The sequence below is a fragment of the Propioniferax innocua genome (genome assembly GCF_006716235.1).
Classification (GTDB): domain Bacteria; phylum Actinomycetota; class Actinomycetes; order Propionibacteriales; family Propionibacteriaceae; genus Propioniferax; species Propioniferax innocua.
Genome location: NZ_VFOR01000002.1, coordinates 129,556 through 154,126, shown reverse-complemented (window position 1 = coordinate 154,126; position 24,571 = coordinate 129,556). Strand labels below are relative to the sequence as shown.

Genomic DNA, 24,571 nt, shown 5'->3' with positions numbered 1-24,571 from the left:
GGGCATTGCAGGCTGGCTGCATGATCCCTCACGTCGAACCGCTTCCCGGGCGGATCCCCGAACCTCGGCCCCACTCCTTGGATGCCGATGTCGCCACGAACAGCTCTGCTCAGCCCCTCCTGCCTCAGAGCGCTGACGCCTTGGGCCGCAACCGTACCGCCAGCCCTCTCGAACCGCATGTGCGGCGTCTGCTGCAGGTGCTTCTCGAGGGTGTGGTGGGGCGGCGTCCCATCGGCCAACTCGCGGCATGGGCGACCTATCCGGTGTTGGCGCAGGTTCGTGAATGGTCGTCTCGAACCGACCGCGTGCACCTCACACCTGCCTCCCTGCGCATCCAGCATCCCGGGGCCATGTGTGCCGAGGTCACCGTCCGGCTCCATGTGGGTGGCCGCGCGGTGCGTCCGCGTTCAGTGGCCATGGCCCTGCGTATCGATCTGATCGGGACACGTTGGGTCTGCACGGCTCTCGACGCTGGGCCTGCTGCGTTGCGTCCTCTCGTGACACCTCCGGTGAGCCACCTCCGCGTCGCCTGAACGCCACCGGCTACCGTGGGGCCATGCCCCAGCGACTGACCGCTAGTGAGGCGGCCCTGCTGGCTGCCGAGTCACGACGCACACCGCAACATGTGAGTTCGGTGGATATCTTCACCGGCGACGATATCGACGTCGACGCCATCGCCGCGTTGATCGAGGAGCGGCTTGCCTACGTGCCGCGCTACCGCCTGCGTGTGCGCGAGGTTCCGGGTGGGTTGGCAGCGCCGGTGTGGGTGGAGGACGCTGACTTCGATCCGGCGTTCCACATCCGTCACAGTGCTCTTCCGCGGCCGGGGACTGCGCGGCAACTCGATGAGTTCGTCGCGCGGGTGACAGCTCGGCAGCTCGACCTCGACCGGCCGCTGTGGGAGTGCTACATCGTCGAAGGGCTTCAGCCGGATCCAGACACCGGCCAGCAGCGTTGCGCGTTGATAACCAAGACCCACCCGTGTCTGGTTGACGGTATCGACGCCGTTGAGCTGTGTCAGGTGCTGCTGGATGACATCGTCGATGACGATGATGCCGATGATGACGAGACCGATGATTCGTCGTGGGGATCGGAGGATGAACCGTTCGAGCCGCTGCCCGAACCCCGGATGGTCGATTTGGTGTTCGACGCCGTGCGGGAAGGGCTCTCCGGTCCGGGGCCAGCCTTGGCGGTGGGACGCCGCAGTCTCAGCAGCGCGGTGACCACGGCCTTGGCCGCTGGCGAGGCCTTCGTCGCCGGGGGCTCGATGGGGGGTTGGGCCGGCACGGCGCTGCGGGGCAACCGTGGGCCGCTGGGGACGCCGTTTGGTGGTGTGCCCAGCGAGCAGCGGCGTTTCGCCCGCACCGTGCTGCAGTTGGATGATCTGCGGGCGCTGCGTGGTGCCTCCTACACCATCAACGATGTGATTCTGACTGTGATCGCGGGAGGCCTTCGGGCATGGCTGGCTGCGCAGGATGTACGTGCCCGCGAGCTCTTGGCGCTCGTACCCATGAGTGTGGTGGACACCGATGGTGAGCCTTCGGCTCTCGGCTCGCATGTGTCGCCGCATCTGATATCGCTGCCACTGTTCGAACCGAATCCGTTGATGCGGATGCGACAGATCTCGCACGGCACACGTGCTCACACCGACACCGGAAGGGCGGTCTCTGCACACAGCATCCGCGATATCGCCGGTTTCGCCCCCATGACACTGCATACGCTGGCGGTCCGCGCCTCCCATGAGCTGGTGCTGCGTCCGCATCATCTGTTGGTGACCAACGCGCCAGGGCCGCAGCATGGAATCGCTCTCGATGGGGTGACCATGACAGCGAGCCATCCAGTACTTCCGGTGGAGCCCGGAAGATTGCTCAGCATCGGCGTCACCTCCTATGACGGGAAGATGTTCGTCGGAGTCAACGCCGATCGTGATCAGGTTCGCGATCCGGAACTTCTGGTGAGCTGCATCGATGAGGCGGTGGGAGAACTACAGGCGGCTTGGGAGGATGGCTGACTCAGGCCCCGCTTCGTCCCGTCTCCCGGAGGAGCCTGCATGCTGAGGAGAAAGAGAACCGAACAGGAGAGTCATGGGTGAACTGGTGTTCGTGCCGGTGTCGGCACACGAATTGGAGAGCTTGCGCAGGGGCGAAACCCGAAACATGCGCGGCTTCGCCGGAACCCAACGCATGCTCGACACCTTCGGCTACACCGATGGCGCCGATGAGGAGGTCGAGTACGCGCTGTGCATGATCGCAGGGGTTGATGCTCTGGTCTCCCACGGGCGTCGTCTCGTACTGGCGGTCGCCACCGACGATCATGAGCCCGACCTGGGGCCAGATGCCGACTTCGGCCTCGTTCAGGTGGGGCCGTTCGGATGGCGCCGCGTCCAATCGATCTTCGCCGACGAAAGTGAGGGGGACGCTGCGGCATCAGATGTGCAGATTCCCCAGGCGGCCGACAACGACTCGGTGTTGGCAGCTGCCTGGGAATCGGACATCGTCCAGGGGTTCCTCGAGAAGCATGACCTCATGTGGTTCGGGCCAAGTGAGGCGCAGCGTTTGATCGAATGAACTCCCTGCGGTTCAGCAGGGCCAACTCAGGCGAGACGCTTCTTGCCGACGCTCTCCCATGTCTCCACGCCTTCGATGATGAGGGGGGCGGCCATCTTCTCGATCTTCTTGCCCATGAGTGGGATGTTGACCTTCAGGTCGCCGTTCACGTCGCCGACGGTGCCGGGGCCACCGGGGGCCATTTTCACGGTGCCGTTCATCTTGGCGGGTTGACCCTTCACGGTCACGGTCACGGTGCCGGAGCGCGAGCCATCTGCATCGGCTTCGTCCCATTCAACGATTTCTTCGACGCGCAACGTGTCGCCGGTGATCTTCTTGGCCATGTCGGGTGCCGGGAGGTCGCGCCGGCTGATGGTGGTGTTGCCATCGACGCTGATCTCGACATTCGTTCCCTCGCTTTCGAGAGCCACCTGCTCGAGGAACGACGGGTCGGTGAGCATCTCGAAGGCGTGGGCGGGGTCAGTGGCGAATTCGACGTGTGCGTTGATCTCCATGGGCACCATCCTGCCGTATCTGGTGGTGGTCGGGGTGGCGGACCTTCGGCTTCGTCGCCGGATCGAGCCGGCAGGGGTTCACGCCTTTGTTGAGGAACCGAGTGACATCGCGACCCACTGGGCATGAGTCGGCGTGAGCCGGTTAGAGTGAGCCGCGTGACGGTCGAAGTGGACAAGAGCACGTGGTTGGGGCAAGTGGCGCAGGCGGTCGAACAGGCCGATACGCCTCCGGTACTGGATGATCAGCTGCATGAGGTCGTGACGCAGTACTTCAGACACGTCGACCCCGATGAGCTCGTGCGCATCCCCGCTGAGCGAGCCGGAACGCTGCTGGCGGAGCACCTGCGTCTTGGGCAGGCACTTTCCGATGCCGAGGGGACTCCGGTGATCGGGGCGGTGGAATCAGGAACGACGGGGATGGGCCGCGTCGTCATCCAGTTCGTCATCGCCGACCAGCCCTTCTTGGTGGACACCGTGACCATGGAGGTCCTGCGTCAGGGCTGGGCCATGGTCGACATCCAACACCCGCAACTGGTGGTGCGCCGTGACGAAAACGGAGCCATGCTGCGTGTGCTGCCGACGGCTTCGGCCTACACCGAGACCGGAGCGGTCCGTGAATCCTGGATCCACCTCGAGGTCGATCCGCCGGTCGGCGCCGACTACGAAGAGGCCCGCGACCGGCTGATCGCCGGGCTGGGGGCTGTGATCCAAGGCGTCAACGAAGCTGTCCAGGACTGGCCGGCGATGCGGGAACGCATCAGTGACACCATTCGCCTGCTCGAGGCCATGCCGTCCCCGGTTGACGACCGTGAGTTGGCGCAGACCTCCGAGTTCCTGTCCTGGGTGGATCAGGATCACTTCACCCTGCTCGGGTACCGCGAATACACCATCGACGGCGATGAGTACACCGAACGTGAGGGCACTGGCCTGGGCATACTGCGGCACCGGGACAGGCCAGACGCCTTCCACGCCGTCCCGTCGCGCCACCCCGGACTGCTGGTGGTCACCAAGGACAACTTCCGATCCCGGATCCATCGCCCCGCATACCTGGACTACATCGGCGTCCGCGTCCTCGACGACGACGGAACGCCGGTCGGGGAGCGACGCTTCCTGGGCCTGTTCGCGGCTGCGGCCTACTCAGACTCGGTGGGCAACATCCCGTTGGTGCGTGATCGGGCGCGAGACATCGTGCGCAGGTCTGGTTTCGAATCCGGCTCGCACGGGGCCAAAGCCATCTGGTCGGCACTGGAGACCTACCCGCGCGATGAACTCTTCCAATCCGACGATGCCGCCCTCGCCCGTACCGTCGAGGAGATCGCACGTCTCAAGGAGCGGCGTCAGGTGCGGCTCTTCGTACGCCCGGACGCTTCGGGCCGCTACTTGTCCTGCCTGGTGTTCCTGCCGCGTGACCGCTACACCACACGCATCCGCAATGTCATCGAGGACATGCTGTTGACCGAACTCGGTGGCGAGTCGGTGGACTATCAGGCACGCGTCACCGAGTCGGTGCTGGCACGACTGCACTTCACCGTCCGTATGCCTGAAGGGCGTCAGGTGGGATCTGTGGATGTCCCCGCGCTGGAGGACCGGCTCACCGTGGCGACCCAGAACTGGGACGACCATCTCGCCGCAGCTCTGGAGGACCAACCTGACCAGGAGCTTGCGAGCGTCTGGGCTGGTGCTCGTGGCATTCCCGAGGCCTACAAGGAGGCCTTCGACGTTCGCCATGCCCTGATGGATCTCAACGCACTGGGGGAGACCTCCGTCGATGACATCTCGCTGGCGCTGTATGTGCCCGATGACCCTTCCGAAGCCGATGTTCGTCTGAAGGTGTTCGCACACGAACGCATGACGCTCACCGAGGTGCTGCCACACCTTGCCCACATGGGCGTGACGGTCGTGGACGAACGCCCCTACGACCTCACCGGAGAAGCCGACACCCCGTCGCTCGTCTACGACTTCGGGCTTCGGATCCCTGAAGGCGTTGAGGATGTGTCGCGGTGGAGCAGCACCGACAGGGACCGTTTCCAGAATGCTTTCCGCGCTTCCTGGCAGGGCGACAGTGAGGCCGATGGCCTCAACCGACTCGTCATGGCCGCAGGCCTCGACTGGACCCAGGTGGCGTGGCTGAGGGCGATCTCGCGGTACCTCCAGCAGGCACGTACCCCGTACTCGCAGAAGTACATCGCCGATTCGTTGCTGGCCAATGTGCCGTTGGTCCGCCGTGTGGTGGGCCTGTTCGCGGCCAAGTTCGACCCGGACGCGTTCTCCGACGCTGATGAACGTGGGGCGGTCGTCGAGCAGTACCGTCATGCTCTGCTGGCCGACCTCGAGGTGGTGGACAGCCTTGACCACGACCGCATCATCCGGTCGTTCCTCTCTGTCATCGACGCCACGGTGCGCACCAACGCATTCCGCGAGGATGCCCGGGCCCTCGCGTTGAAGATCCGGCCGACCGAGCTGGAGATGTTGCCCGAGCCACGTCCGGCCTTCGAGGTCTTCGTGTGCTCGCCGCGCGTCGAAGGCGTCCACCTGCGGTTCGGATCGGTGGCCCGTGGTGGTCTGCGTTGGTCGGATCGACGCGAGGACTTCCGCACCGAGGTGCTGGGTCTGGTGAAGGCACAGATGGTCAAGAACACCGTGATCGTTCCGGTGGGGGCCAAAGGTGGTTTTCTGCCCAAACAGTTGCCCGATCGGCGTGACCGCGAGGCATGGTTCGCCGAGGGCAGGGACTGCTACCGGGTGTTCATCAACTCACTGCTCGATGTGAGTGACAACATCATCGACGGGGAGATCGATCCGCCCACGCGCGTGGTGCGTTTCGACGATGATGACCCCTATCTGGTGGTGGCCGCCGACAAGGGCACCGCGACCTTCTCCGATGTGGCCAATGAGATCTCGGTCTCGCGAGGTTTCTGGCTGGGCGACGCGTTCGCCTCCGGTGGTTCGGTGGGCTATGACCACAAGGGCATGGGGATCACCGCACGTGGTGCGTGGGAGTCGGTGAAGCGTCACTTCCGCGAGATGGGGGTCGACTGCCAGAACGAGGACTTCACCTGTGTCGGCATCGGCGACATGTCCGGGGACGTGTTCGGCAATGGCATGCTTCTCAGCCGACACATTCGGCTGGTGGCCGCGTTCAACCACATGCACATCTTCCTTGATCCCGAACCGGACGCGGCCGCGAGCTGGGAGGAACGTCGGCGTCTGTTCGACACCCCGCGGTCCACGTGGGACGACTACGACCGTTCCCTCATCTCGGCCGGCGGAGGCGTGTACTCACGCCGGGCCAAGTCGATCGCCATCAGCCCCGAGGTACGCAGCGCTCTGGGGCTCGACGACCACGTGACGGCGATGGCTCCCACCGAACTGATCCGGGCGATCCTGTGTGCACCGGTGGATCTGGTGTGGAATGGCGGCATCGGAACCTATGTGAAGGCGGCCTCCGAGACCCATGCGCAGGTGGGGGACAAGGCCAACGATCCGGTACGCGTCAACGGCGGGGAACTGCGGGCGCAGGCCGTGGGTGAGGGCGGCAACCTCGGGTTCACGCAGCTCGGGCGTATCGAGTACGCCAAGAGCGGCGGACGGATCAACACCGACTTCATCGACAACTCCGCAGGCGTCGACACCTCCGACCATGAGGTCAACATCAAGATCCTGCTGGCCCAGGAGGTCGCCGATGGGCGTCTGAGCGCCGAGAACAGGGCGGAGCTGTTGGCGTCGATGACCGATGAGGTCGCCGAGTTGGTTCTGGCCAACAACTACGACCAGAACCTCGCCCTGGCCAACGGCCTCGCCCAGGCCGTGTCGGTGGCGCCGGTGCACGAGCGGTGGATGTGCGTCCTCGAGGAGGCCGGGCTGCTCGACCGTGGCCTTGAGAACCTTCCCACCAGCGCCGAGATGAAGCATCGCATCCACAATGGTGAAGGACTCACCGCGCCGGAGCTGGCCACGCTGCTCGCCTACACCAAGATCCATCTCGAGAACGAGGTGATCGCATCGGACCTTCCCGACGATCCCTACTTCGCTGACCGACTGGCCCGCTACTTCCCGCCGCGTCTGCGGGAGAGTCACAGCGACATCATGCGCGGTCACCGTCTGCAGCGGGAGATCATCGCCACCGTCACGGTCAATCGCTTCGTGAACTCCTCCGGGATCACGTCCTACTACCGTCTGAACGACGAGCTGGGTGCCAGCCCGGTCGAGGTCATCCGAGCGCATCTGGCCGCTCGAGCGATCTTCCGTCTCGGGCTGCACGAGGAGCAGACAGCGGCCCTGGACAACAAGATCCCGGCCGACGTGCAGACCTCGATGCGCATCCAGTTCCGTAACCTCGTGGAACGCGGCACACGGTGGGTGTTGGCCAATCGTCGTTCCCCCATCGATGTCGGCGCGGTCGTCGAGGAACTCGCCGATGACGTCGCACGGATCAAGGAATCCATCTCCGAGCTCCAAGTGGGCCGCGGCAAGGAACGTTTCGACTCCATGTGCGCGCGCTACACCGAAGCGGGGGTGGATCAGGAACTCGCCACGGTGGTGGCGACCGCACAGGTGACGTACCAGTCGCTCGACATCGCCACCAACGCCCAGCGGTTGGGCGCCGATGTCATCGATGTGGCGGCGGTGCACTTCCAGCTCGCCGAGGAGACCGGCATCGACCTGTTGCGTGCGCACATCGGTGCCCTGCCGCGGACCGACCGATGGGAGACGATGGCACGCTCGGCGATGCGTGAGGACCTGCACCAGCTCCAGTCGCGACTCACGGCGCAGGCGATGTCCTGCGGTGGCCCCGACGCCAGTCCGAGTGAGCGGGTGGCAGCCTGGGCAGCTGAACTCCCCGAGATTGCAGCGACCGAGCAGACCCTGTCGGAAGTGGTCGCGGCGGAGCCGGAGATCGCTCGGATCTCGGTGGGGCTGCGCTCTCTGCGTGCCCTGCTCGACAAGGAGTGATCATCACCAGGTTGTACCGTGGGTGCAGGACGTGAGGAGCAGTTCATGATCATCGACCTGCATACGCATTCCTTGGTGTCCGACGGGACCGATCGCCCGGCCGAAGTGATGCGGCGAGCCGCGAGGCTGGGCGTTGATGTGATCGCGCTGACTGACCACGACACCTTCTCCGGTCACGCCGAGGCTGAGGCGGCAGCACATGAGATGGGGATCGAGTTCGTGCCGGGGATGGAGATGTCCACGACGCTCGGCGGACGCTCGGTGCACCTGCTGGCCTATGGCGCTGACACCTCGCACGCGCCTCTGCTGGAGGAGCTCGAACGTATCCGACGGGGACGTACCGAGCGTGTCCCACGGATGGTCGCGCGGCTGGAAGAACTGGGAGTTCCCATCACGGTGGAGGACGTCATCGCTCGGGCGGGTGGTGATTCGGTGGGCCGTCCCCACGTCGCCGACGCTCTCGTGGCGGCCGGGCATGTGGCGGACCGCGCCGAAGCCTTCAATCGGTATCTCCACGATGGTGGGTTGGCGCATGTGGGCAAATATGAGTCACCCCTGCCCGAGGCCATCGATCTTCTCCACGACGCCGGGGCGGTCACCGTCATCGCACACCCGTGGGGGAGAGGGAGCCGCGATGTCCTCGACGGCGACACCATCGGACGCCTGGCGCGCGATCACCGGTTGGACGGCATCGAGATCGATCATGGCGATCATGGACCGAGGGATTCAGCCATGCGGGGTGAGCTGCGGAGCATCGCAAGGACCCATGGACTTCTCGTCACCGGTTCGAGTGACTACCACGGCACCGGAAAGGTCGGTCACGAGATCGCCTCGGAGACCACGGCCCCGGGAGTGTGGGAACGCATCCGGGCTCGAATGACCTGACCCGCCCCGACCAAAACCTCTGAAGCCATCGCCCCGAGACGCACGATTCCCCGTCGATGTCCGAAGACATCGACGGGGAATCTGGTCAGCCTGATCGAATCAGGCAGGCCTGCGGTTCAGCCCTGTGCCGGATCCTGACCCTGGCCGGAGCGGTTCTGGGTCGAGCGGCGACGGCGGCGACGTGGGCGTCGTGGCGAATCCCCTTCGGTGTTCTGTGCGCCCGAACCCTGCGATGAGTCCTCGGCTGCCGAGTTGGCCGACCGACCGGCCGACTCGTCGTGGGCTCCGCCACGAGCCTGATCGTTGTCGCCCCTGACCGGCTTACCGTTCTTGGTGCGGCGCCGGTTACGGTTACGCGGTGCCCGCTGACGCCGGGGGCGTTCTGTGCCCTCATCCTCGTCATGGTGGGGCTTCTCTGCCTTGATCCGTCCCTTGGTGCCCTTGGGAATGCCGAGATCGGTGAACAGATGCGGTGAGCTCGAGTAGGTTTCGACCGGCTCGTCGAAGTCGAGCCCCAAAGTCTTGTTGATGACCTTCCAACGGGTCACGTCGGCCCAGTCGACCAGCGTGACCGCGACGCCCGTGCGTCCGGCGCGGCCGGTGCGACCGATGCGGTGCACGTAGGTCTTCTCGTCATCGGGGCACTCATTGTTGATCACATGGGTGACGCCGCTGACGTCGATACCGCGGGCGGCCACATCGGTGGCCACGAGTACGTCGACGGTTCCGTCACGGAACTTTTTCAATGCACGTTCACGGGCCTCCTGACGCAGATCGCCGTGGATCGCAGCGGCCTTGAAACCGCGGTCCACAAGATCGTCGGCGGTGCGCTGAGCGGCTCGCTTGGTGCGGCAGAAGATCATGACGCGGTCACGGTCCTCGGCCCGCAGGATGCGTCCGATGAGTTCGGGCTTGTCCAGGTTGTGTGCCTGGTACACGAACTGCGTCGTGGCCGGAACGGTCTGGGAGTCCTCGCTGCTCTCGGCGCGGATGTTCACCGGCTGCGTCAGGTGCGTGCGGGCCAGCGACGCGATCGCCGACGGCATCGTGGCGGAGAACAGCAGCGTCTGGCGGCTCTCGGGAGTCTTGGCGAGGATGCGTTCCACATCGGGCAGGAAGCCGAGGTCGAGCATCTCGTCGGCCTCGTCCAGCACGAGGACCTTGATGTGGCGAAGGTCGAGAGCGCGGCGGTCGGCCAGATCCAGCAGGCGGCCTGGGGTGCCGACGACCACGTCGACGCCGGCTGCGAGGGCGTCCAGCTGGGGCTCATAGCCCACCCCGCCGTAGACGGTGAGCAGGCGGGCGCCGAGCTTCGCGCCGGCGAGTTTGAGGTCCTTGGAGACCTGCAGCGCGAGTTCGCGGGTCGGTGCGACCACGAGGGCCTGCGGGGCCGTGCCGTGCTCGTTGTCGCACTCGATGCGATGGAGCAGGGAAGCACCGAAGGCGAGGGTCTTGCCCGTTCCCGTGCGGGCCTGCCCGATCATGTCGGTGCCCTGCTTGGCGATCGGAATGGCCATCTGCTGGATGGGGAAGGGCGATTCGATGCCCGCCTCGCGGAGGGCGTCGACAATCTCGGCTCGAATGCCGAGGTCCGCGAAAGTTTGGCTGGTGGGTGTGTCTTCAGCTTGTTCGGTGGTGTTCAGAATGTGTCCTCTGGTCCAGGCCCGGACCCGTCAGGACCCGGAAGATTGCGCGCTCCACGGCGGCGACGCCGAGCGCCTGCTCGATCGGCGGAGCGGTGCACACAGCGTGCACAGGAGCCCACCCTACCTGCCGCTGCCTTTGGGCGGGGTCACGTGGTGGGCGACCCAGTCGGCCGGAGGGTTGTGACGCGTCACGTCATCGACGATGACGACCGGTACGAGCAACTCGCCGCGTCCGAGCTCGCGGATCTTCACCGCGGCCTCATCATCGGCCCACACATCGATCCACAGCACCTCCCGGGCGAGGCCATGGAGCTTCCAACGCAGCCAGATGCAGAACAACGATCCGGGCCGGACGAAGATCCGCACCGTGCCGGGTTCGGCCTCGGCCCGTTCAGCCGCTTCGGCGTGGGAGGTGATGCGCGGAAAGGCCAGTGGCGACGCCAACCACACCATCGGGAGCAACATGGCAGGGGCCCAGAGGGATTCCTCGGCGCCGCGCCACACCAGCAGGGCGCCGAGCCCGATCAACAGCACGGCCCAGAACAGGGCCGGTGTCCACCGACGCAGGGGCCTCATGGGGTACGGCTCACGGTCGACGCCGGGCCCATGCCTGGTGTGACGTCCACGAAGACTCCTCGATGTTCTCGGGCTGCGTCGTGCAGCAGCGGCCCGCCCACGATACCGATGTTCGTCACCCGGTCACGGCGCGGAAGAGCCGATCCCGTCTTCGGCACCGGTCATCGTGGCCGGTGTGGCGGGGGGTGGTTGGTACTGAAGCCGGTATGGCCGGCCCGTCGGAGCGGGCACGTGGCGTCGGTTCCGGGCACGCATGGCACGCCACTCCGGCCGGAAGAGCACCGCCCAGAGCAGGGACGGCAGAACTCCACCGAGGCAGAAGAGCAGATTGATCAGAGGTCCCTGGAAGAGCACCACCGGGATGGCGAGGATCGATCCCAGCGCCAGAAGGGTTGTGAGGATCCCCACGAACCACAAACATCCCCGGAGGTCAGGGCCATACCCCATCTCCTGCGGCATGTAGTTGTACCAAAGTCCTTCCCCGCCGCCGCGTGACAGCGTCCAGGCGTGGTCGGAGGTGGCATTGAGCCGGTGATTCTCCTGCACGGCTTCGAGCAGTGATTTGTGACCATTCTCGCGGATCTGCTGGAACTTCCGGTAACCGGTCTGACGTTCCCAGAACGACTCCGTCTCGGGCTCGGATTCGGCTCGTTCCACACCGGGCTCCGCGGAGTCCGGCGTGGACTCGATGGGGAGCAGCGGCCACTCGCGGTCGAGGAGCTCCTCGTTCGTCGGTTCGACGCCCGCCGCGGCGGGCGCCGACGGAGCATTCGTGGTGTCGGGAGGATCTTCGAGCGGGAGCGACAGACGCTCCGCCCGTTCGTCGAGGCTCTCCGGCGGGACGGTGATGGGCATGCCTCGGGGCGCCGCCAGCCCTGCAAATATTCGGGTACGACGTTTCTTCCGGCACACGATCAGCGCGCCAGCCGCATTCAGCGAGAGCGCGCCCAAGCACATGACTGTCACCAGTTCGGTGCCATCCAGCCAGGGAAGGACCACCGTCAGCAGGGCCGCGATTCCCAGCACGCCCCACAGGAGAGGCCAACTCGTGCTCTCGTTCCGGACGAACTCCGATCGCCGGTAATTCCGGTAACGGCGGTCGATGCCGGCCGACAGCTTCCAGCCCGCGTCCGGCTCTTCCTCGCACAGCGTGCGGTACTCGAAGATGGCGTCGCGAAGCTGCGCGTGGCCAACGGCTTTCCGCTCGGTGCTCATCCGAGGCGGAGACTCACAGACCGAAGCCGACCTTGCGCGCCTTCTCACTGCCGAGGTCGAGGTAGGCCACCGATTCGGCGCGCACGATGGTGCGTCCGCCCTTGGTGTCGACCAGTTCGAAGGTGCCGCCGTTGGCGACTGCCTCCTGGTAGGCCGTCGCGACCTCGTCGGCGCTCTGGTCGGTGTCCACGATCAGTTCGCGGGTGATGTGCTGGATTCCGATCTTGACGTCCACGGGTACTCCTTGTGGTTCGTGTGTGGTGTTCTGGCGCGAATGCGTGCCCACGATACCCGTGGGACATGCTGACCCGCCGGTGCGCAGCGTCAGGAACGATGATTCCGGCGATCCTCATCGGTCGGGTCCGCAGCGACCGGGTACGCCGCACTGCGGGGCGGAGGGACACCGCGCTTGGCCCGCGCGCGTCCGGCCCGGATCTGGATGCCGATCGGGACCCAGAACCCGGTCGTGAGCAGGCCGACGACTGCCGTCGCGATGGCCGTCTCCGTGGAAGGAGAACTGATCAGTCCCATCACGCCCGTGACGGTCAACAAGGTCATCAGACCGGCACCGAGAGAGATCGCGAAACCGCGCCTCGACCACCCTTCGGCCCACCGGTATTCCTCGGGTCGGTAGTTGTACCAGCGTTGGGCGGAATCTCGTGCGAGGATCCATCGGTGGTCGGAGCTGGCGGTGAGACGCCGATTCTCGGCGACCGCACTGTTCAGATCGTCGTGACCGAGTTCATGCTGCCGCCGGTACTTCTCCCAACCCTGATGACGCTCCCACCAGGACTGTTCGGGCTCGTCCTCCTCCGAAGCGGAGGGGAGCAGTGGCCATTCACGGTTCGCCAGCTCCTCGTTCGTCGGCTCCGCGCCGGGGCTGTCTCGGACGATCCACTCCTGGTCCGGACGAGTCCCGGAACGCTTCTCGCCGGGGCCGGTCGTCGCGTCGTCGATCACAGGTGTCTCCTCGATGTGATCGCTCTGGTGACGCCGATGACGCTCGGCCGATGTCTCGGGTGGAACCGGCAGCGGCTTGCGTCCCGCGGGGATGCCCGTCCGGGCACGTTTGGCGCGCACCTTCTGGGTCGCTGTGTACTGCAGGGCGCAGAAACCCAGCCCGAGGGCACCTCCGATGAGCAGCACCAGGGTCGCCTGAACAGCGTCCTCGCCGGAGGCTCCGCCGAGGGCGACGGCGGCCAGCAGCGTCGCGGCGACCATCGGTGCCGTGATGCGGGACATCACCCGCCAGCGATGTTCCTGCGGGAGGAACTCCTCGGGACGGTAGTTGTAGATCCGGCCGTCCACGGCCTCGGCGAGGATCCAGTGGCCTTCGGTGAACTCCACCAGGTTCCGATGCTCCACCAACGCTGCCAGTGCGTCGGTGTGCCCGCGCAGGTCACGGCCCAAGCGGGCCGGGGGAGCCGCATCCCCGGCCGACTTCTCCCTGTCTGCCTTGTCCACGTTCACTTTCTCCACGGATGGATCAGCTGCGGGTTTCAGTCCATGCGGCCGGCTGCGGCCCGGGCTTCCTCCGCCGTGGCACGTCGCAGAACAATCCGCGTCCACGCACCCACGTAGATGCGGTCACTCGGCTCGAGCTCATGGCGACGCCCCGGCGTCAGCGGATCCTCCGGAAGTTTTCCGGCAGCAGGGCCGACGAAGGTGCCATTGGAGGAATCGAGATCCTCGACGAACCAACGCTTCCCATCGGTGGTCAGTTTCGCCTGACGCCGACTGACACCGGTGTCGGCGCCACCTTCGATATCGGGGAAGATCCCTCGGCTGTGCGAGGTACGGCCGATCAGGACCGAGTCGCCGCGCAGCGGAACGATGTCGGGCAGCCCGGGGGACGGAATGGGGTCCGGGCTCTCCTGAACGGCGTACCACTCGGGGTCGATCCACAACTCGGCCACCCAGTCGATCGGATCGTTCGTCGTCATGCCAGCTTCAGGCCTCCGTGCTTCGGGTCGCGGTGTTTCGGGCATGAGAGGAGCATTGCGCGTGGCTTCGGGGGACTGCGACCCTGCCGACTGCGGTGTTGATGGACGGGCCGTCGTTGGACGGGGCGTCGCGGTGCGGGGGACCGGACCGGCAGCAGGGTCGGGCTCGGGCTCGAGGTCCAACGACGGTGACGGTACGGGAGCACTCGGCTTCTCCGCAGCGGGCTGGTTCGCAGCGGCCGAAGCCGACTCATCCCGGTTGGGTGATGGCCCGACGCCACCGGGTGCACTCGCGGCGGGAGCATCGAGGTCGAGCCAGGAGCTGGTGTCGGCGACGCGTGGCATGCTGCCGGTGGTGAAGTCGTAGCCACACGCTTCGCAGAAGAGCGAATCCGGCAGATTGATCGCATCGCAGTTCGGGCAGGTGATTCCGGTCGGTGTGGCCGGCTCCCCCGCGGCCTGATCGGGGCCAGCGGCACGCGATGCCGGGGACGGTGCCCCGGGATCGGTGATGACCGCACCGCAGGTGTCGCAGTAGTCGGTGGAACGGCTCTCGTGTCCGTCGGCGCAACGTGCCATCTCAGCCCCTCACCCGTGTGGTTTTGGTGGACGCGGTGTCCAATGCCATCTCATCGGCCTTGTCCACTGACCGCTTCAACCGGACGGTGCCGGTGGCCTCGTCCTGGACATCGACGACCTTGCGCAGACGCGATGTCGCACCGTCGTTCCCGGTCTCAGCTGCCAGCTGCACGGCACGTCCCAGACGAGTCGTGGCCGTTCGTTCATCGCCCGCAGCACGGGCAGCCAGACCCTCCTGGATGGCGGTGGCGAGTTCGGTCTGCCCGGTGTAGTGGGCGACGGCGGGATTGATGCGTGCGGTCAGGGAGGTATCACCGGACCACTTGGCCTTCACCAACCCCTGCGTCACCACCTGACCGCCGACCTCGAGCTGTACGCGAGCGGCCAACTGCTCCTGGCCCACGGCGCGGGCAGCCAACCGGACCGCCACGTGATAGTCACGTGATTCATCCCCCCACGCGCCGGTGGGGAACGACTGCGTCAGAGGGTTCACCGCCGTACCCCGGTGGGTGAGATCTTCAACCTCGGGGGAGACCTGACGCACGAACAGGACCTGAGAGCCCTGCGGCGCCCACACCTTCAGATTGGCCTCGGCCACACCGCGTGCCATCGACTTCTGCATCAGGTTGGCGAACACCGGGCCGAGCTGGGAGGGGTGAGGGATGATGTCGACCGAGCCGAGCAGAGCCTGGGCGACCTTGCGGATCTCCGAGACCTTCCAATCGACGCCGATCCCTCGGCAATCGGCCTGGAACTGACCGATCGACGACTGGATCGCCATGTCGAGCTGCTGAGGCGTCTCGTTGTGGTTCTCGCCGTCGGTCAGCAAGATGGCGTGTTTCTGCTGAAGCCCCGGGATCGAGTTGAACAGGGCTCGGGTGAGATTGAGCCACGAACCGATCGCGGTACCACCGTCGGCACGGAATGTCCCGATGGCGCGGGCAGCCTGATAGCGCGTCGAGGAATCCATGCGGACCATGCCCTGACCCCCGCGGCTCATCGGGTAGGCGAGGAAGGCCTGATGATTGCCGGCCACGACGGCGAACCACGTGCCGTCGACGATGTGGTCCAATGCCGCGATGGCTGCATTCTTGGCCGCCTCCATGTTCGTGACGCCCATGGAGCCCGAGGTGTCGACGATGATGATCTCGCCTGCCGATCCACTTCCCGTCTGGCCCGCGGTTCCGGCATTGGCGCACTCGACGGTGACGATGGCGCTCACATCGGTGCCGCCGTCGGGCAGGAACTCGTTCTGGTAGACCGCGGAGGTGAAATCCGCCATGGCGCTCCTTCAATCGTCGCAGTCCCGGGCCGGGAACTCGTCGTGCGTTCCCGGTGAGGTGTCGTACCCGTCAGCGGATCGGGAGATCTGGTCCCCACCGGGGTGTCCAGACCAGTATGCCCCGCTTCGGTCACCAGATCAGGCCCTACGCCCGACGACGCTGTGTCAGTCTCCTTGACGTGCAGCGGGGTCCTTGACGTGAAGAGGGTCTGTGGCGTCATCGGAGAGGGCCGTGACCGGAGCGTTCATCGTGCCCGAAGCAGGGGGGGGCACCGCATCGCGGGCAGCAGATCCCGGCATGATGGCCGACACATCCTGGCGTGGCCCGAATCGTGCTGCAGCGACGGTGATGTTGTCGTGTCCGCCCTGTACGCAGGCCCATCGCGTCAGATGCGCAGCCAGATCACGCGGCTCATGGATGCCGGCGAGAGCGGCCTCCTGCACCAGCGTCAGCAGATGCTCAGGAGCGGAGGCGTAGTTCCACAGTCCGTCACTGCACAGGATCAGCCAGCCGTCGCCGGGTACCTGGAAAGAACGTGGGGTGAGCATGAGATCGGGTGCATCGGCCCCCAGCCAACGGGTGATCGCATGGGCCTGTGGTTCGCTTTCAGCGGTCTCGCGGTCGACGCCCATCGCCATGCGCACCTGCGCCATCGAATCGTCCACCGTCAACAACCGGGCATCGGCGTCATCACCGATCCAGTAGGCACGAGAGTCACCGATGTTGGCGACGGTCACAGCATCCTGATCGATCAGGGCCGCGACGAACGTACAGGCGGCCGCACCGCTCGTCGGCGGAATCTGTGCGGCGGCGCCGTCGTCGGTGTGCGATGTCTCGGAGTCTCCGGTCGCACGGATGACGGCGTCGTTGGCGGACTCGACCGCCTGCTGGAGCAGCATGCTCGAGGAGGGGGCACGGCGTGACGAGGCGCTGCGACGCCTTTCGTCGAGCAGGTCACGTGCCGCCCGTGCCGCAGCCATCGACGCGATGTCCGACGCCTCGGAGGATGAGACGCCGTCACAGACCACCATGACGCCGTACGAGCATGGCACGGGGTCGGCGGCCAGCGCCAGAGCGTCCTCGTTGCGATGATGCCGGATCCCACGATCGCTCACACCGGCCAGCCAGACGGCGGGAACCTGTTGGAAATGGTCACGCAGGGGACCTTCGGCGGCGCCGCAACGCAGGCAGTATCCAGTCTCGATGATGCCCTGACAGGACGGGCAGATCGTCTCCAGCCGGTGAACGGTTTCGTCGGATCCATCGGTGTTGCTCGGGGGGAGAGCAGTGGTGACCGAGGACGCCCCCGGTGGTCGGTGTCCCTCGGGGAGCTGCGTCGGCAGCAGGGCTCCACATTCTGGGCACCAGGCGTTCTGGGGGATCGGCAGAACCCCACAACTGATGCACGGAACGGCTTCGGTGAAACCGGACGATCCAACTCCCTCGGGCATGTTCACAGCAGACTCCAGCGTCGGATCTGGTTGGCCTCGTCGATGAGCTCGACCCGGCGCTCCTCCTCGTGACGTGCGAGGCGGCGGTAGGCCTTCTCAAGACCGATACGCAGTTGCTTCTCCTCGGCAGGGTAGCCACTGATCTCGATCTTCTGTGGGCCGTGGTGGAGCACTTCGGCGAGAGCCTGCTCCAGAACGGTCACCTCGAAATGTTCACGTTCACCGGGTGCCATGCGTACGCCCTGCATCGACTCCATCGCCTTGCTCAGTCCTTCCAAGCCCTCACCGAGTTCGATGAGGTGACGCGAGCGACTGCGTCGGGCCTCGGCATAGGCGCGGCTGGTCGTCGGCACCATGTCGAGAGCCGAGACCGCCTTCTTCAGGTCTCCACGAGCCTCCCGGATACGAGCCAGCCCGAACGCCGAGATCGTCACGTAATTGGCGTCGGTCGAGACGCAGGCGAGATACAGCCCCTCGGCGACCTCGGGCTCCCCGGCGTTCTCGCAGGCGACCGCGAGAGCGAGCTTGGGGGCCAGTTCGCCGGGCACCTGCCCGTACACCGCGTTGAACGCGGCCATGGCGTCATGCCAACGATGCTGGGCCATGGCGCCCAGACCCTGCATCCACACCGCCCGCCACTCCCACGGGTTGAGATGCAGCAGTGAGCGCGTCAGCTGATCCAGACGTCGGTGATCGCCGAGTTCGAGGGCGGCGGCGCAGCGGGCGATCCACACCTCCTCGGTGTCCTCCGGAGCACCGTCCAATACCGAGAGCTTGTTGGCCGGATCATCGATGTCGATGTTCGACAACCACGAATGCTGGGGATCGGAGGTGTTGGGACGCAACCTGGGGAGTTGGTGCCAGTCCACCGAATCGTTCACGATCACCGGGGCCTCGAACAACTCCGAGGGGGCTGACGTCAACGCGGTGCCCGGGGTGCGGCGCGCCACCGTCTCACGCAGCACACCCATCAACTGTGTCTGTAGCTCATCGGCGGACGCGAAACGATCGGCCGGGTTCGGCGCACAACATTTCAACAGGAGCCGATACAGCGAGTCGTTCTCCTGGAACAGCGGGGTCTCCTCCACCGGCGGCAGGGAGAACTCGTATGTCGACTGGTAGCCACGGAACTCCGAGCACAGCACCATCAGCGTGCGTCCGATCGTGAAGATGTCGGACTGCACCGAGGGCCCCAGGCGCGCGATCTCGGGCGCCTGATAGCCGACAGTTCCGTAGATGGCTGAATCCTCGTCATCGAGTCGACGCACACCACCCAGATCGATGAGCTTGATCGAATCGCCCATCTGGATGATGTTGTCGGGCTTGAAATCGCAGTAGATCAGACCCTTCTCGTGCAGGTACTGGAACGCGGGAAGGACCTCGACGATGTAGGCGATCGCCTGATCGACCGGAAGCGGATCGTAGATCCCGTTGTTCTTCGCCCGACGGTCCTTGAGCAGGTCCTTCAGGGAACGGCCACCTACGTACTCCATGACGATGTAGCCAGCACCCTCGTGGGTGACGAAGTTGTAGATCTCGACGATCAACGGGTGTTCCACCTGGGCGAGGAACTGCTGCTCGGCGATCGCGGAGGCAAGGGCGTCGGCGTCGCCGGAATTGAGCAGTCCTTTGAGCACGACCCAACGGTCGGAGACGTTCTTGTCACGGGCCAGGTAGATCCAGCCCAGACCGCCATGGGCGAGGCAACCGGCCACCTCGTATTGATTGCCGACGATGTCGCCGGCCTTCAGCTGCGGGTCGAAGGAGAAGGGGTTGCGGCACGAGGCGCAGAACCCCGTGGTACGCCCGCGCCGCCCCTCGCGTGAGCGTCCCACCTTGGCGCCGCAGCTGGGGCAGAACCTTTTGCGCTCGGGCACGACGGGATCGGTCATCATGGCCTTCTCCGGGTCCACCGCAGGAGCCGGGGGAACGCGTGTCAACCCGGCACCGATACGTGCCGATCGCTCTCGAGAGGCTTCACGGATGCGCCGCGTGGATTCGGTGCCGACGATCGACGATCCCAGCGCCGTCGATGCGATGTGGCTGGATGCCTTGGTCACCGAGGACAGGCCGGCATCATCCTCGACAGGGCTTGGCGCGGTGCCCGGGGGCGAGCCGCAGATGTCGCAGTAGCCGTCACGGATCTCGCCGCCGCAGCCGGGCATCGTGCACCGACCCTTGACCTTGGTCGGCGTCGGTCCCGGTCGCGGTGACGGACCCTGCTGGCTGGAGGGTGATGGCGTCGTGGTCGACATCCGGCCGGAGGCGGGGCCGGCCGGTGCGGCCGATTGCGATGAGGCCGACCCGGAAACCTGCTGAGCCCGGGAACCGGAGGACGGGGAGTTGGAGGACGGGGAGTTGGGTTTGGGAGACGGGGACGCGTTGGTCTGCGGCACACTCGTCTGCGGTGCAGCCTGCTGGGACGCCGAAGCGCCCATGCTGGGCGGCATGCCGCAGATCATGCAGTAACCATCGACGATGTCGCCCGTGCATCCGGGCTGGGTGCACCTCATGTGGGCTCACCCTCTCTGGTGGGCGTCCGCTGCTGGGTGAGCGCCCATTCGAGTGCTGCCTCGTAGGTTGCGACCAGATGACGCGCCAGCGGCATGGGGCAGGGGCGTCGGGAAAGAACGTCGTGGCAGATGGCGCTCACACCTGCCACATCCCGATTCTCGGTCAGCCCCAGCGTTCGGGCCCGATCCCGCAACTGCTCGGCTCGGGCTGTGAGCAGGTCATGTTCGTGCAGCGCCTCGGTGTAGGCCTCCTGGACCACCTGCATGGCGCGTGAGACCTTGTCGAGCCGTTCGGAGAACTCCTTGACCCGATCGGGAGTGTTGGGCATCGGGCCCAACACATCCACATCGGGAACGGCGTACTTGGGGGAGGGCGAGACCGTGGCGAGACAGCGTTTGACGAGCTTGCGCATGGCCTCCTCCCGCTCGATGAGGTCATCGAGCTTCTCTCGGGTCTGATCGATCAGACCACGCGCGCGACGCCGCTGGACCCCGCCGACGATGAGATCGCGCTCGAAGGTTGCCGCCTCGATCTCCACCGGGCCGATGAGACCTCCGATGTCACCGCCTTGAGCCATGCGGTCAGTCATGGCGTCGACCCGCTGCTGGAGGTCGGCGAGTTTCGCCGCGGGCTCGGCGCGCAGGGCCGGGGGTTCGAGGGCGACCTGGTCCTGAAGGCGTGACATCTGCGCCCGCAGATCATGCATGCGTCCCGCGTATTGATGTGCGTTCACATCGAAGCTGACGCGGGTGCGCAGCTGGGCGACCATCGCGTCACACAGCCGTGATGCCTCGGGCAGGGAGACCGCCAGCGCACTGGCCTTGGGGTCGCCTGTTTCGAGCCGCCCCCAGATCAACGAGGACAACCGCTCACGCTCCACCGGACCCACCCGACCTGAATCCCAGGTGGCCGCCAACAGGTCATGGCGATCCGAGACCGATTTCCACAGAGTCAGGCACAACGCCACGTCGCCGGTGAGCTGATCCCGGTCGGGGCTGGCCATCACCACCTGGTCGATCTGGTCCAGCTCGGAACGGCGTGCATCGATCCACGCCTGCAGGTCACTGATGTAACGACCGGCCTGCGCTGGATCCAGTGGAACACCGAGCCGTCCCGGGGCGTCGGGGGCAGTGATGCTCATGAAGTCCTTCCATACACGGGGATGACGAAGCTGACATCGGCGTCCAGTGAGTTCACCCATCGGTCGGCACGATCATCGCGCACCGATACCGCATACGCCGAAGGAACGCCCGTGCCGGGGGAGAGTTCCTGTGCAGCCGGGCCTGCGAGCCCGGGACGTCCATCGACGATGCTGTGGGCGAGCGCGAACGGACCGGACACCATCACTGGTACTCCCGCAGACGCACACCGACTCCCCAGATCATCAACCCTGCGGCCAACGGGCCGAGGACGCTGACGGTGACGCCGGCCGCCACGAGCCGAGGACCGGAGTCGTTGAAGGCAGCGGTACTGGCCCTGGCATTGGTACCGAGACGTTCGTCGGCAGAATCGGAGAAGTCGGCGAAGGCCGCACCCACCTCCTGACTGGTTGCCAGTTTCTTGGCACCGTCCACATCACCGTCGGCGTCGAGCGAACGGATCTTGCGGTGGTTGGTCTCGTTCACATGCCACAGATCCACCAGATCCTGTTCCCCTGCGTCACGAAGTGACTGTGTCACCGAGACAGCAGCGTTCTGCCAGGCTGCGTTGAACTCGGCGGACCGCTCCTGCGAGATGAGGCTGAGGTTCTGGTAAACCTGCGCGTTGTAGGCGTTCGAACGGGCATCTGCGATCGTCACGGCCGCAGCGAGATCGTCGTCGGTGACACTCCGCACCTCCGCCACGGTGGTACTGGTGGCCATCGTCGCCACCACGGTCGAGGCCGCCACCGCCACCGTGGCACCCACGATGCCGACATTGACCACGCGCTTGAAACGCCGCGCCACCCAGATCATCAGATAGATGGCGAACCCCAACGGCACGAGTAGCACCAGGAGGACCACTCCTGCCGGGACCATTCGTGTCTGTTGTTCGACCGCGTGGGTATTGGTGGTGATGAGTGAGTCCACCACGGGGAGGGCTTCCTCACGCAGCTGCGTTCCGGCTTCATCGAGGTGGGCCGCTCCCACAGGGAAGTTCTGTTGGTTGTTGGCCGTGGCCAGGCTCGCGGTCGCGTTGTATTCGACGATCGCGGAGTTGAGCCGTGCCAGCTGCTCCTGATCGTCGGGCTGGGAACGGGATGCCTCGACAACGAGTGTGCTCGCCTCCTCGATCGCCGACACATACGTGGTCGCCTCCTGCCCGGTCAGGAATGACGTGGTCGCGTCGGCGTCGGCCTGCAGAAGCAGTGTCTTGATGTGATGCATGCGGATCAGCTGCTCGGTGTGCCCGGCGGCCTGCGTCATGGACCCACGGCCGGAGAACATGAGCACCGCAGTCAGCAGGGATGTCAGAAGGATGACCGCCACTGTTGCTCCACGGATCATCCGCAGCTTCGTGGGGGTGGACCGCTCTTTGCGGGACGTGCCCCGGCCCTTTCCCTTCTGCCCCTTCTGCGACGCCGGAGGTCCGGACGCCGATGTCTTGGCCACAGTGCCGGCAGGCCGACCTGGAGCGCCGGGCTGCTGCTGTCCTGGTGCTGGAGCGGTCGTCGTCCGCCCCGGAACGCCCTGACCCCCGGAACCGGAAGGCTTGCTCATGCCCCATCCTCGGCGGGGGGAGTGATGTCAACGGTGGCGGGTTCGTCGGAGGGGCCGTCGTCGGCGCTGTCTGCACCGGCCGGATCCTCCTCCGGCGGCTCGAGGGGGAGCCCCACATGTTGTTGGAACAGCGACAGATCAGGGAGCTCCTCTTCCTTCTCCAGGCCGTCGAGGTCCTCGGGGATAAGGGTGCGGAGATCCTCCAGCGTCGGGTCGGTCACCTCGCGAAGACGCCAGGCATGGGCACCGATCGCGGCTTCGAGGCAGTTGCGGACGAAGCGTCCGTTGCCGAAGGATTCGTCGCGCGGCTGCGTCGCGAGAACCGTCTTGAACCGCTCGACGGTCTCGTCCGAGGCGTCGTAGTCCGCACGGGCGACCATGCCGGTGAAGATCTCCACCAGTTCAGAGTCGGTGTAGTCATCGAATTCGATCGTGGTGCGGAAACGGCTGGCCAGGCCGGGGTTCTCGGCGATGAAGACCTTCATCGGCTGTGGGTATCCCGCGACGATCACCACGAGATCGTCGCGGTGATCCTCCATCTCCTTGACCAGGGTGTTGATGGCCTCGGTGCCGTACTGATCACCGGAGAGGCTGTAGGCCTCGTCGATGAACAGGACACCGCCCTTGGCGGATTCCACGACCTTGGCGGTCTTCAACGCGGTCTGACCGACATAGCCGGCCACCAGCTCGGAGCGGTCCACCTCGACGAGTTGTCCCTTCGACAGCAACCCCAAAGCCTTGTAGATCCCGGCCACGAGCCGGGCGACCGTTGTCTTGCCGGTACCGGGGTTCCCGACGAACACGAGGTGTCGTGTGACGGTCGGCACGTTGAGTCCCGCATCCTTGCGGAGCCCCTCGACACGGAGCACAGCAGACTGCTGATGGATCTCCTTCTTCACACGGGTGAGGCCGGTCAGATCGTCCAGCTCGGCGAGCAGTTCCTCGACACTGCGCGTCTCTTCCGGCTCTTCCTCGGCCTGCTCCGCGGCCTTGGCGTCGGTCTGGTGTTGGGTGGCGTCGGCCCTGACATCGGCTCTGGGTGCAGCCGACGGCGAAGGAACGGCACCGGGAAGAGGTGCCTCCGGGGACATGTGGTGTGTGGGATCGGCAGCCACGGGGCTCCCGGGAAGTCCGCTGAACGCGCCGGGCCCGAAGGTGTCAGGGTCGAGGTCCAGTGGCGAGCGGCTCAGGTTCGTGGCCAGTTCACGTTGCTGCCGCGCGATGCTCCCCTGCAATTGATCGAGGACGCGTTGCAGGACGCCGACGTCGGGGGTCTCTCCGGCGGCAGGGGCGTCGGGCGAGCGAAGCGGCTCGGGTGACCGGCTGCCGACGCCCGCGTCACCGGCGGACGATCTCGTCGCCTGACCGGTGACGGCGCCGAGCTGCGCAGCAGCTGCTGCCTGGGCATTGCCCATCGACCGGGGCCCCGGTTCACCCAGCACCGCAGCACTGGTGCAGACCTCGGCCAACGCCGCGGCATACGACGCCGCGCTCGTTGGACGGGACATCTGCACCTCCTGCAACAGCCGGGTCGGGGCACTGCGCCAGCGTCGCCCGGCCTGGGCTGCGACCATGAACGATTCGGCGTCGGGCTCGAGCCCTTGGACACCGGCCCACTCCACGAATGCCTGACGGTTGCTCTCGGCCACCGCAGCGGCCAACTGCCAGCCCTCTGTGCGGGCGACCGCTGGGTCCAGGCCGACGTCCTGTGCCGTCGTGGAGAGATGCTCGATGGCCTCGGAGAGGGTACGGGCGTCGGACATGGC

The 24,571-nt window shown here is 65.9% G+C and carries 18 protein-coding genes and 1 pseudogene; 5 read left to right on the top strand and 14 right to left on the bottom strand.

Translation table 11 applies throughout. The features are described from left to right. Positions 1–20 precede the first annotated feature (20 nt). The 3 genes from FB460_RS13040 (at position 21) to FB460_RS07390 (ending at position 2,567) form a co-directional block, all read left to right on the top strand. Positions 21–533, top strand: coding sequence for an Rv3235 family protein (locus tag FB460_RS13040; protein WP_170209996.1), 513 nt, complete (start codon positions 21–23; stop codon positions 531–533). A 23-nt stretch (positions 534–556) separates the two neighbouring features. Then, positions 557–2,011 (top strand): wax ester/triacylglycerol synthase family O-acyltransferase, encoded by a 1,455-nt coding sequence (locus tag FB460_RS07395; protein ID WP_170209995.1) that lies wholly within the window; start codon positions 557–559, stop codon positions 2,009–2,011. Between the two features lie 73 nt (positions 2,012–2,084). After that, complete coding sequence (locus FB460_RS07390; protein ID WP_142093513.1) at positions 2,085–2,567, top strand: DUF6912 family protein; 483 nt, start codon at positions 2,085–2,087, stop codon at positions 2,565–2,567. Positions 2,568–2,593: 26 nt separating this feature from the next. On the opposite strand, the gene FB460_RS07385 is transcribed toward FB460_RS07390, so the two are convergent. Continuing rightward, on the bottom strand, positions 2,594–3,061 hold the full coding sequence (locus FB460_RS07385; protein WP_170209994.1) for a DUF2505 domain-containing protein: 468 nt from the start codon (positions 3,059–3,061) through the stop codon (positions 2,594–2,596). Between the two features lie 156 nt (positions 3,062–3,217). Here FB460_RS07385 and FB460_RS07380 point away from each other — a divergent pair, with 156 nt between their 5' ends. Next, the gene (locus FB460_RS07380) at positions 3,218–8,014 is read left to right on the top strand and encodes an NAD-glutamate dehydrogenase (protein WP_246044321.1); all 4,797 of its coding nucleotides are present in this window, start codon (positions 3,218–3,220) and stop codon (positions 8,012–8,014) included. Between the two features lie 18 nt (positions 8,015–8,032). Continuing rightward, positions 8,033–8,899: a PHP domain-containing protein gene (locus FB460_RS07375; RefSeq protein ID WP_211345904.1), complete on the top strand. Its 867-nt coding sequence runs from the start codon at positions 8,033–8,035 to the stop codon at positions 8,897–8,899. Between the two features lie 116 nt (positions 8,900–9,015). On the opposite strand, the pseudogene FB460_RS07370 reads toward FB460_RS07375, so the two are convergent. The 13 genes and pseudogenes from FB460_RS07370 to FB460_RS07310 form a co-directional block, all read right to left on the bottom strand. Beyond that, positions 9,016–10,627: pseudogene (locus tag FB460_RS07370) on the bottom strand (DEAD/DEAH box helicase). A gap of 38 nt (positions 10,628–10,665) precedes the next feature. Beyond that, entirely contained in the window at positions 10,666–11,121 is a 456-nt protein-coding gene (locus FB460_RS07365) for a thioredoxin domain-containing protein (RefSeq protein ID WP_142093509.1), read from the bottom strand. 123 nt (positions 11,122–11,244) lie between these two features. Continuing rightward, on the bottom strand, positions 11,245–12,336 hold the full coding sequence (locus FB460_RS07360) for a hypothetical protein (protein ID WP_142093508.1): 1,092 nt from the start codon (positions 12,334–12,336) through the stop codon (positions 11,245–11,247). 13 nt (positions 12,337–12,349) lie between these two features. Continuing rightward, on the bottom strand, positions 12,350–12,571 hold the full coding sequence (locus FB460_RS07355) for a DUF3107 domain-containing protein (protein WP_142093507.1): 222 nt from the start codon (positions 12,569–12,571) through the stop codon (positions 12,350–12,352). An 89-nt stretch (positions 12,572–12,660) separates the two neighbouring features. Further along, the gene (locus tag FB460_RS07350; protein WP_142093506.1) at positions 12,661–13,815 is read right to left on the bottom strand and encodes a hypothetical protein; all 1,155 of its coding nucleotides are present in this window, start codon (positions 13,813–13,815) and stop codon (positions 12,661–12,663) included. Between the two features lie 20 nt (positions 13,816–13,835). Next, positions 13,836–14,858 carry an FHA domain-containing protein gene (locus FB460_RS07345; RefSeq protein ID WP_142093505.1) on the bottom strand — a complete coding sequence of 341 codons (1,023 nt, stop codon included), beginning with the start codon at positions 14,856–14,858 and terminating at the stop codon, positions 13,836–13,838. A 1-nt stretch (position 14,859) separates the two neighbouring features. Further along, positions 14,860–16,140, bottom strand: coding sequence for a vWA domain-containing protein (locus tag FB460_RS07340; protein ID WP_142093504.1), 1,281 nt, complete (start codon positions 16,138–16,140; stop codon positions 14,860–14,862). Positions 16,141–16,305: 165 nt separating this feature from the next. Then, entirely contained in the window at positions 16,306–17,592 is a 1,287-nt protein-coding gene (locus tag FB460_RS07335) for a PP2C family protein-serine/threonine phosphatase (RefSeq protein WP_142093503.1), read from the bottom strand. 2 nt (positions 17,593–17,594) lie between these two features. Continuing rightward, positions 17,595–20,105 carry a serine/threonine-protein kinase gene (locus FB460_RS07330; protein ID WP_142093502.1) on the bottom strand — a complete coding sequence of 837 codons (2,511 nt, stop codon included), beginning with the start codon at positions 20,103–20,105 and terminating at the stop codon, positions 17,595–17,597. Further along, positions 20,102–21,247: a hypothetical protein gene (locus tag FB460_RS07325; protein ID WP_142093501.1), complete on the bottom strand. Its 1,146-nt coding sequence runs from the start codon at positions 21,245–21,247 to the stop codon at positions 20,102–20,104. Before FB460_RS07325 ends, FB460_RS07330 begins: the two co-directional genes overlap by 4 nt. Beyond that, positions 21,244–21,453, bottom strand: coding sequence for a hypothetical protein (locus FB460_RS07320; RefSeq protein ID WP_142093500.1), 210 nt, complete (start codon positions 21,451–21,453; stop codon positions 21,244–21,246). The genes FB460_RS07325 and FB460_RS07320 overlap by 4 nt, the downstream gene beginning before the upstream one ends. Beyond that, positions 21,450–22,805 (bottom strand): hypothetical protein, encoded by a 1,356-nt coding sequence (locus FB460_RS07315; protein WP_142093499.1) that lies wholly within the window; start codon positions 22,803–22,805, stop codon positions 21,450–21,452. The genes FB460_RS07320 and FB460_RS07315 overlap by 4 nt, the downstream gene beginning before the upstream one ends. Then, a complete protein-coding gene (locus FB460_RS07310; RefSeq protein ID WP_142093498.1) occupies positions 22,802–24,568 on the bottom strand; it encodes an AAA family ATPase in 1,767 nt (588 codons plus the stop codon). The genes FB460_RS07315 and FB460_RS07310 overlap by 4 nt, the downstream gene beginning before the upstream one ends. Positions 24,569–24,571 lie beyond the last annotated feature (3 nt).

Excerpts from the sequence above, each read along its gene's own strand:
- FB460_RS13040 (WP_170209996.1), top strand. The coding sequence starts at position 21 with ATGATCCCTCACGTCGAACCGCTTCCCGGGCGGATCCCCGAACCTCGG.
- FB460_RS07395 (WP_170209995.1), top strand. The coding sequence starts at position 557 with ATGCCCCAGCGACTGACCGCTAGTGAGGCGGCCCTGCTGGCTGCCGAG.
- FB460_RS07390 (WP_142093513.1), top strand. The coding sequence starts at position 2,085 with ATGGGTGAACTGGTGTTCGTGCCGGTGTCGGCACACGAATTGGAGAGC.
- FB460_RS07385 (WP_170209994.1), bottom strand. The coding sequence starts at position 3,061 with ATGGAGATCAACGCACACGTCGAATTCGCCACTGACCCCGCCCACGCC.
- FB460_RS07365 (WP_142093509.1), bottom strand. The coding sequence starts at position 11,121 with ATGAGGCCCCTGCGTCGGTGGACACCGGCCCTGTTCTGGGCCGTGCTG.
- FB460_RS07360 (WP_142093508.1), bottom strand. The coding sequence starts at position 12,336 with ATGAGCACCGAGCGGAAAGCCGTTGGCCACGCGCAGCTTCGCGACGCC.
- FB460_RS07345 (WP_142093505.1), bottom strand. The coding sequence starts at position 14,858 with ATGGCACGTTGCGCCGACGGACACGAGAGCCGTTCCACCGACTACTGC.
- FB460_RS07340 (WP_142093504.1), bottom strand. The coding sequence starts at position 16,140 with ATGGCGGATTTCACCTCCGCGGTCTACCAGAACGAGTTCCTGCCCGAC.
- FB460_RS07335 (WP_142093503.1), bottom strand. The coding sequence starts at position 17,592 with ATGCCCGAGGGAGTTGGATCGTCCGGTTTCACCGAAGCCGTTCCGTGC.
- FB460_RS07330 (WP_142093502.1), bottom strand. The coding sequence starts at position 20,105 with ATGAGGTGCACCCAGCCCGGATGCACGGGCGACATCGTCGATGGTTAC.
- FB460_RS07325 (WP_142093501.1), bottom strand. The coding sequence starts at position 21,247 with ATGAGCATCACTGCCCCCGACGCCCCGGGACGGCTCGGTGTTCCACTG.
- FB460_RS07315 (WP_142093499.1), bottom strand. The coding sequence starts at position 22,805 with ATGAGCAAGCCTTCCGGTTCCGGGGGTCAGGGCGTTCCGGGGCGGACG.
- FB460_RS07310 (WP_142093498.1), bottom strand. The coding sequence starts at position 24,568 with ATGTCCGACGCCCGTACCCTCTCCGAGGCCATCGAGCATCTCTCCACG.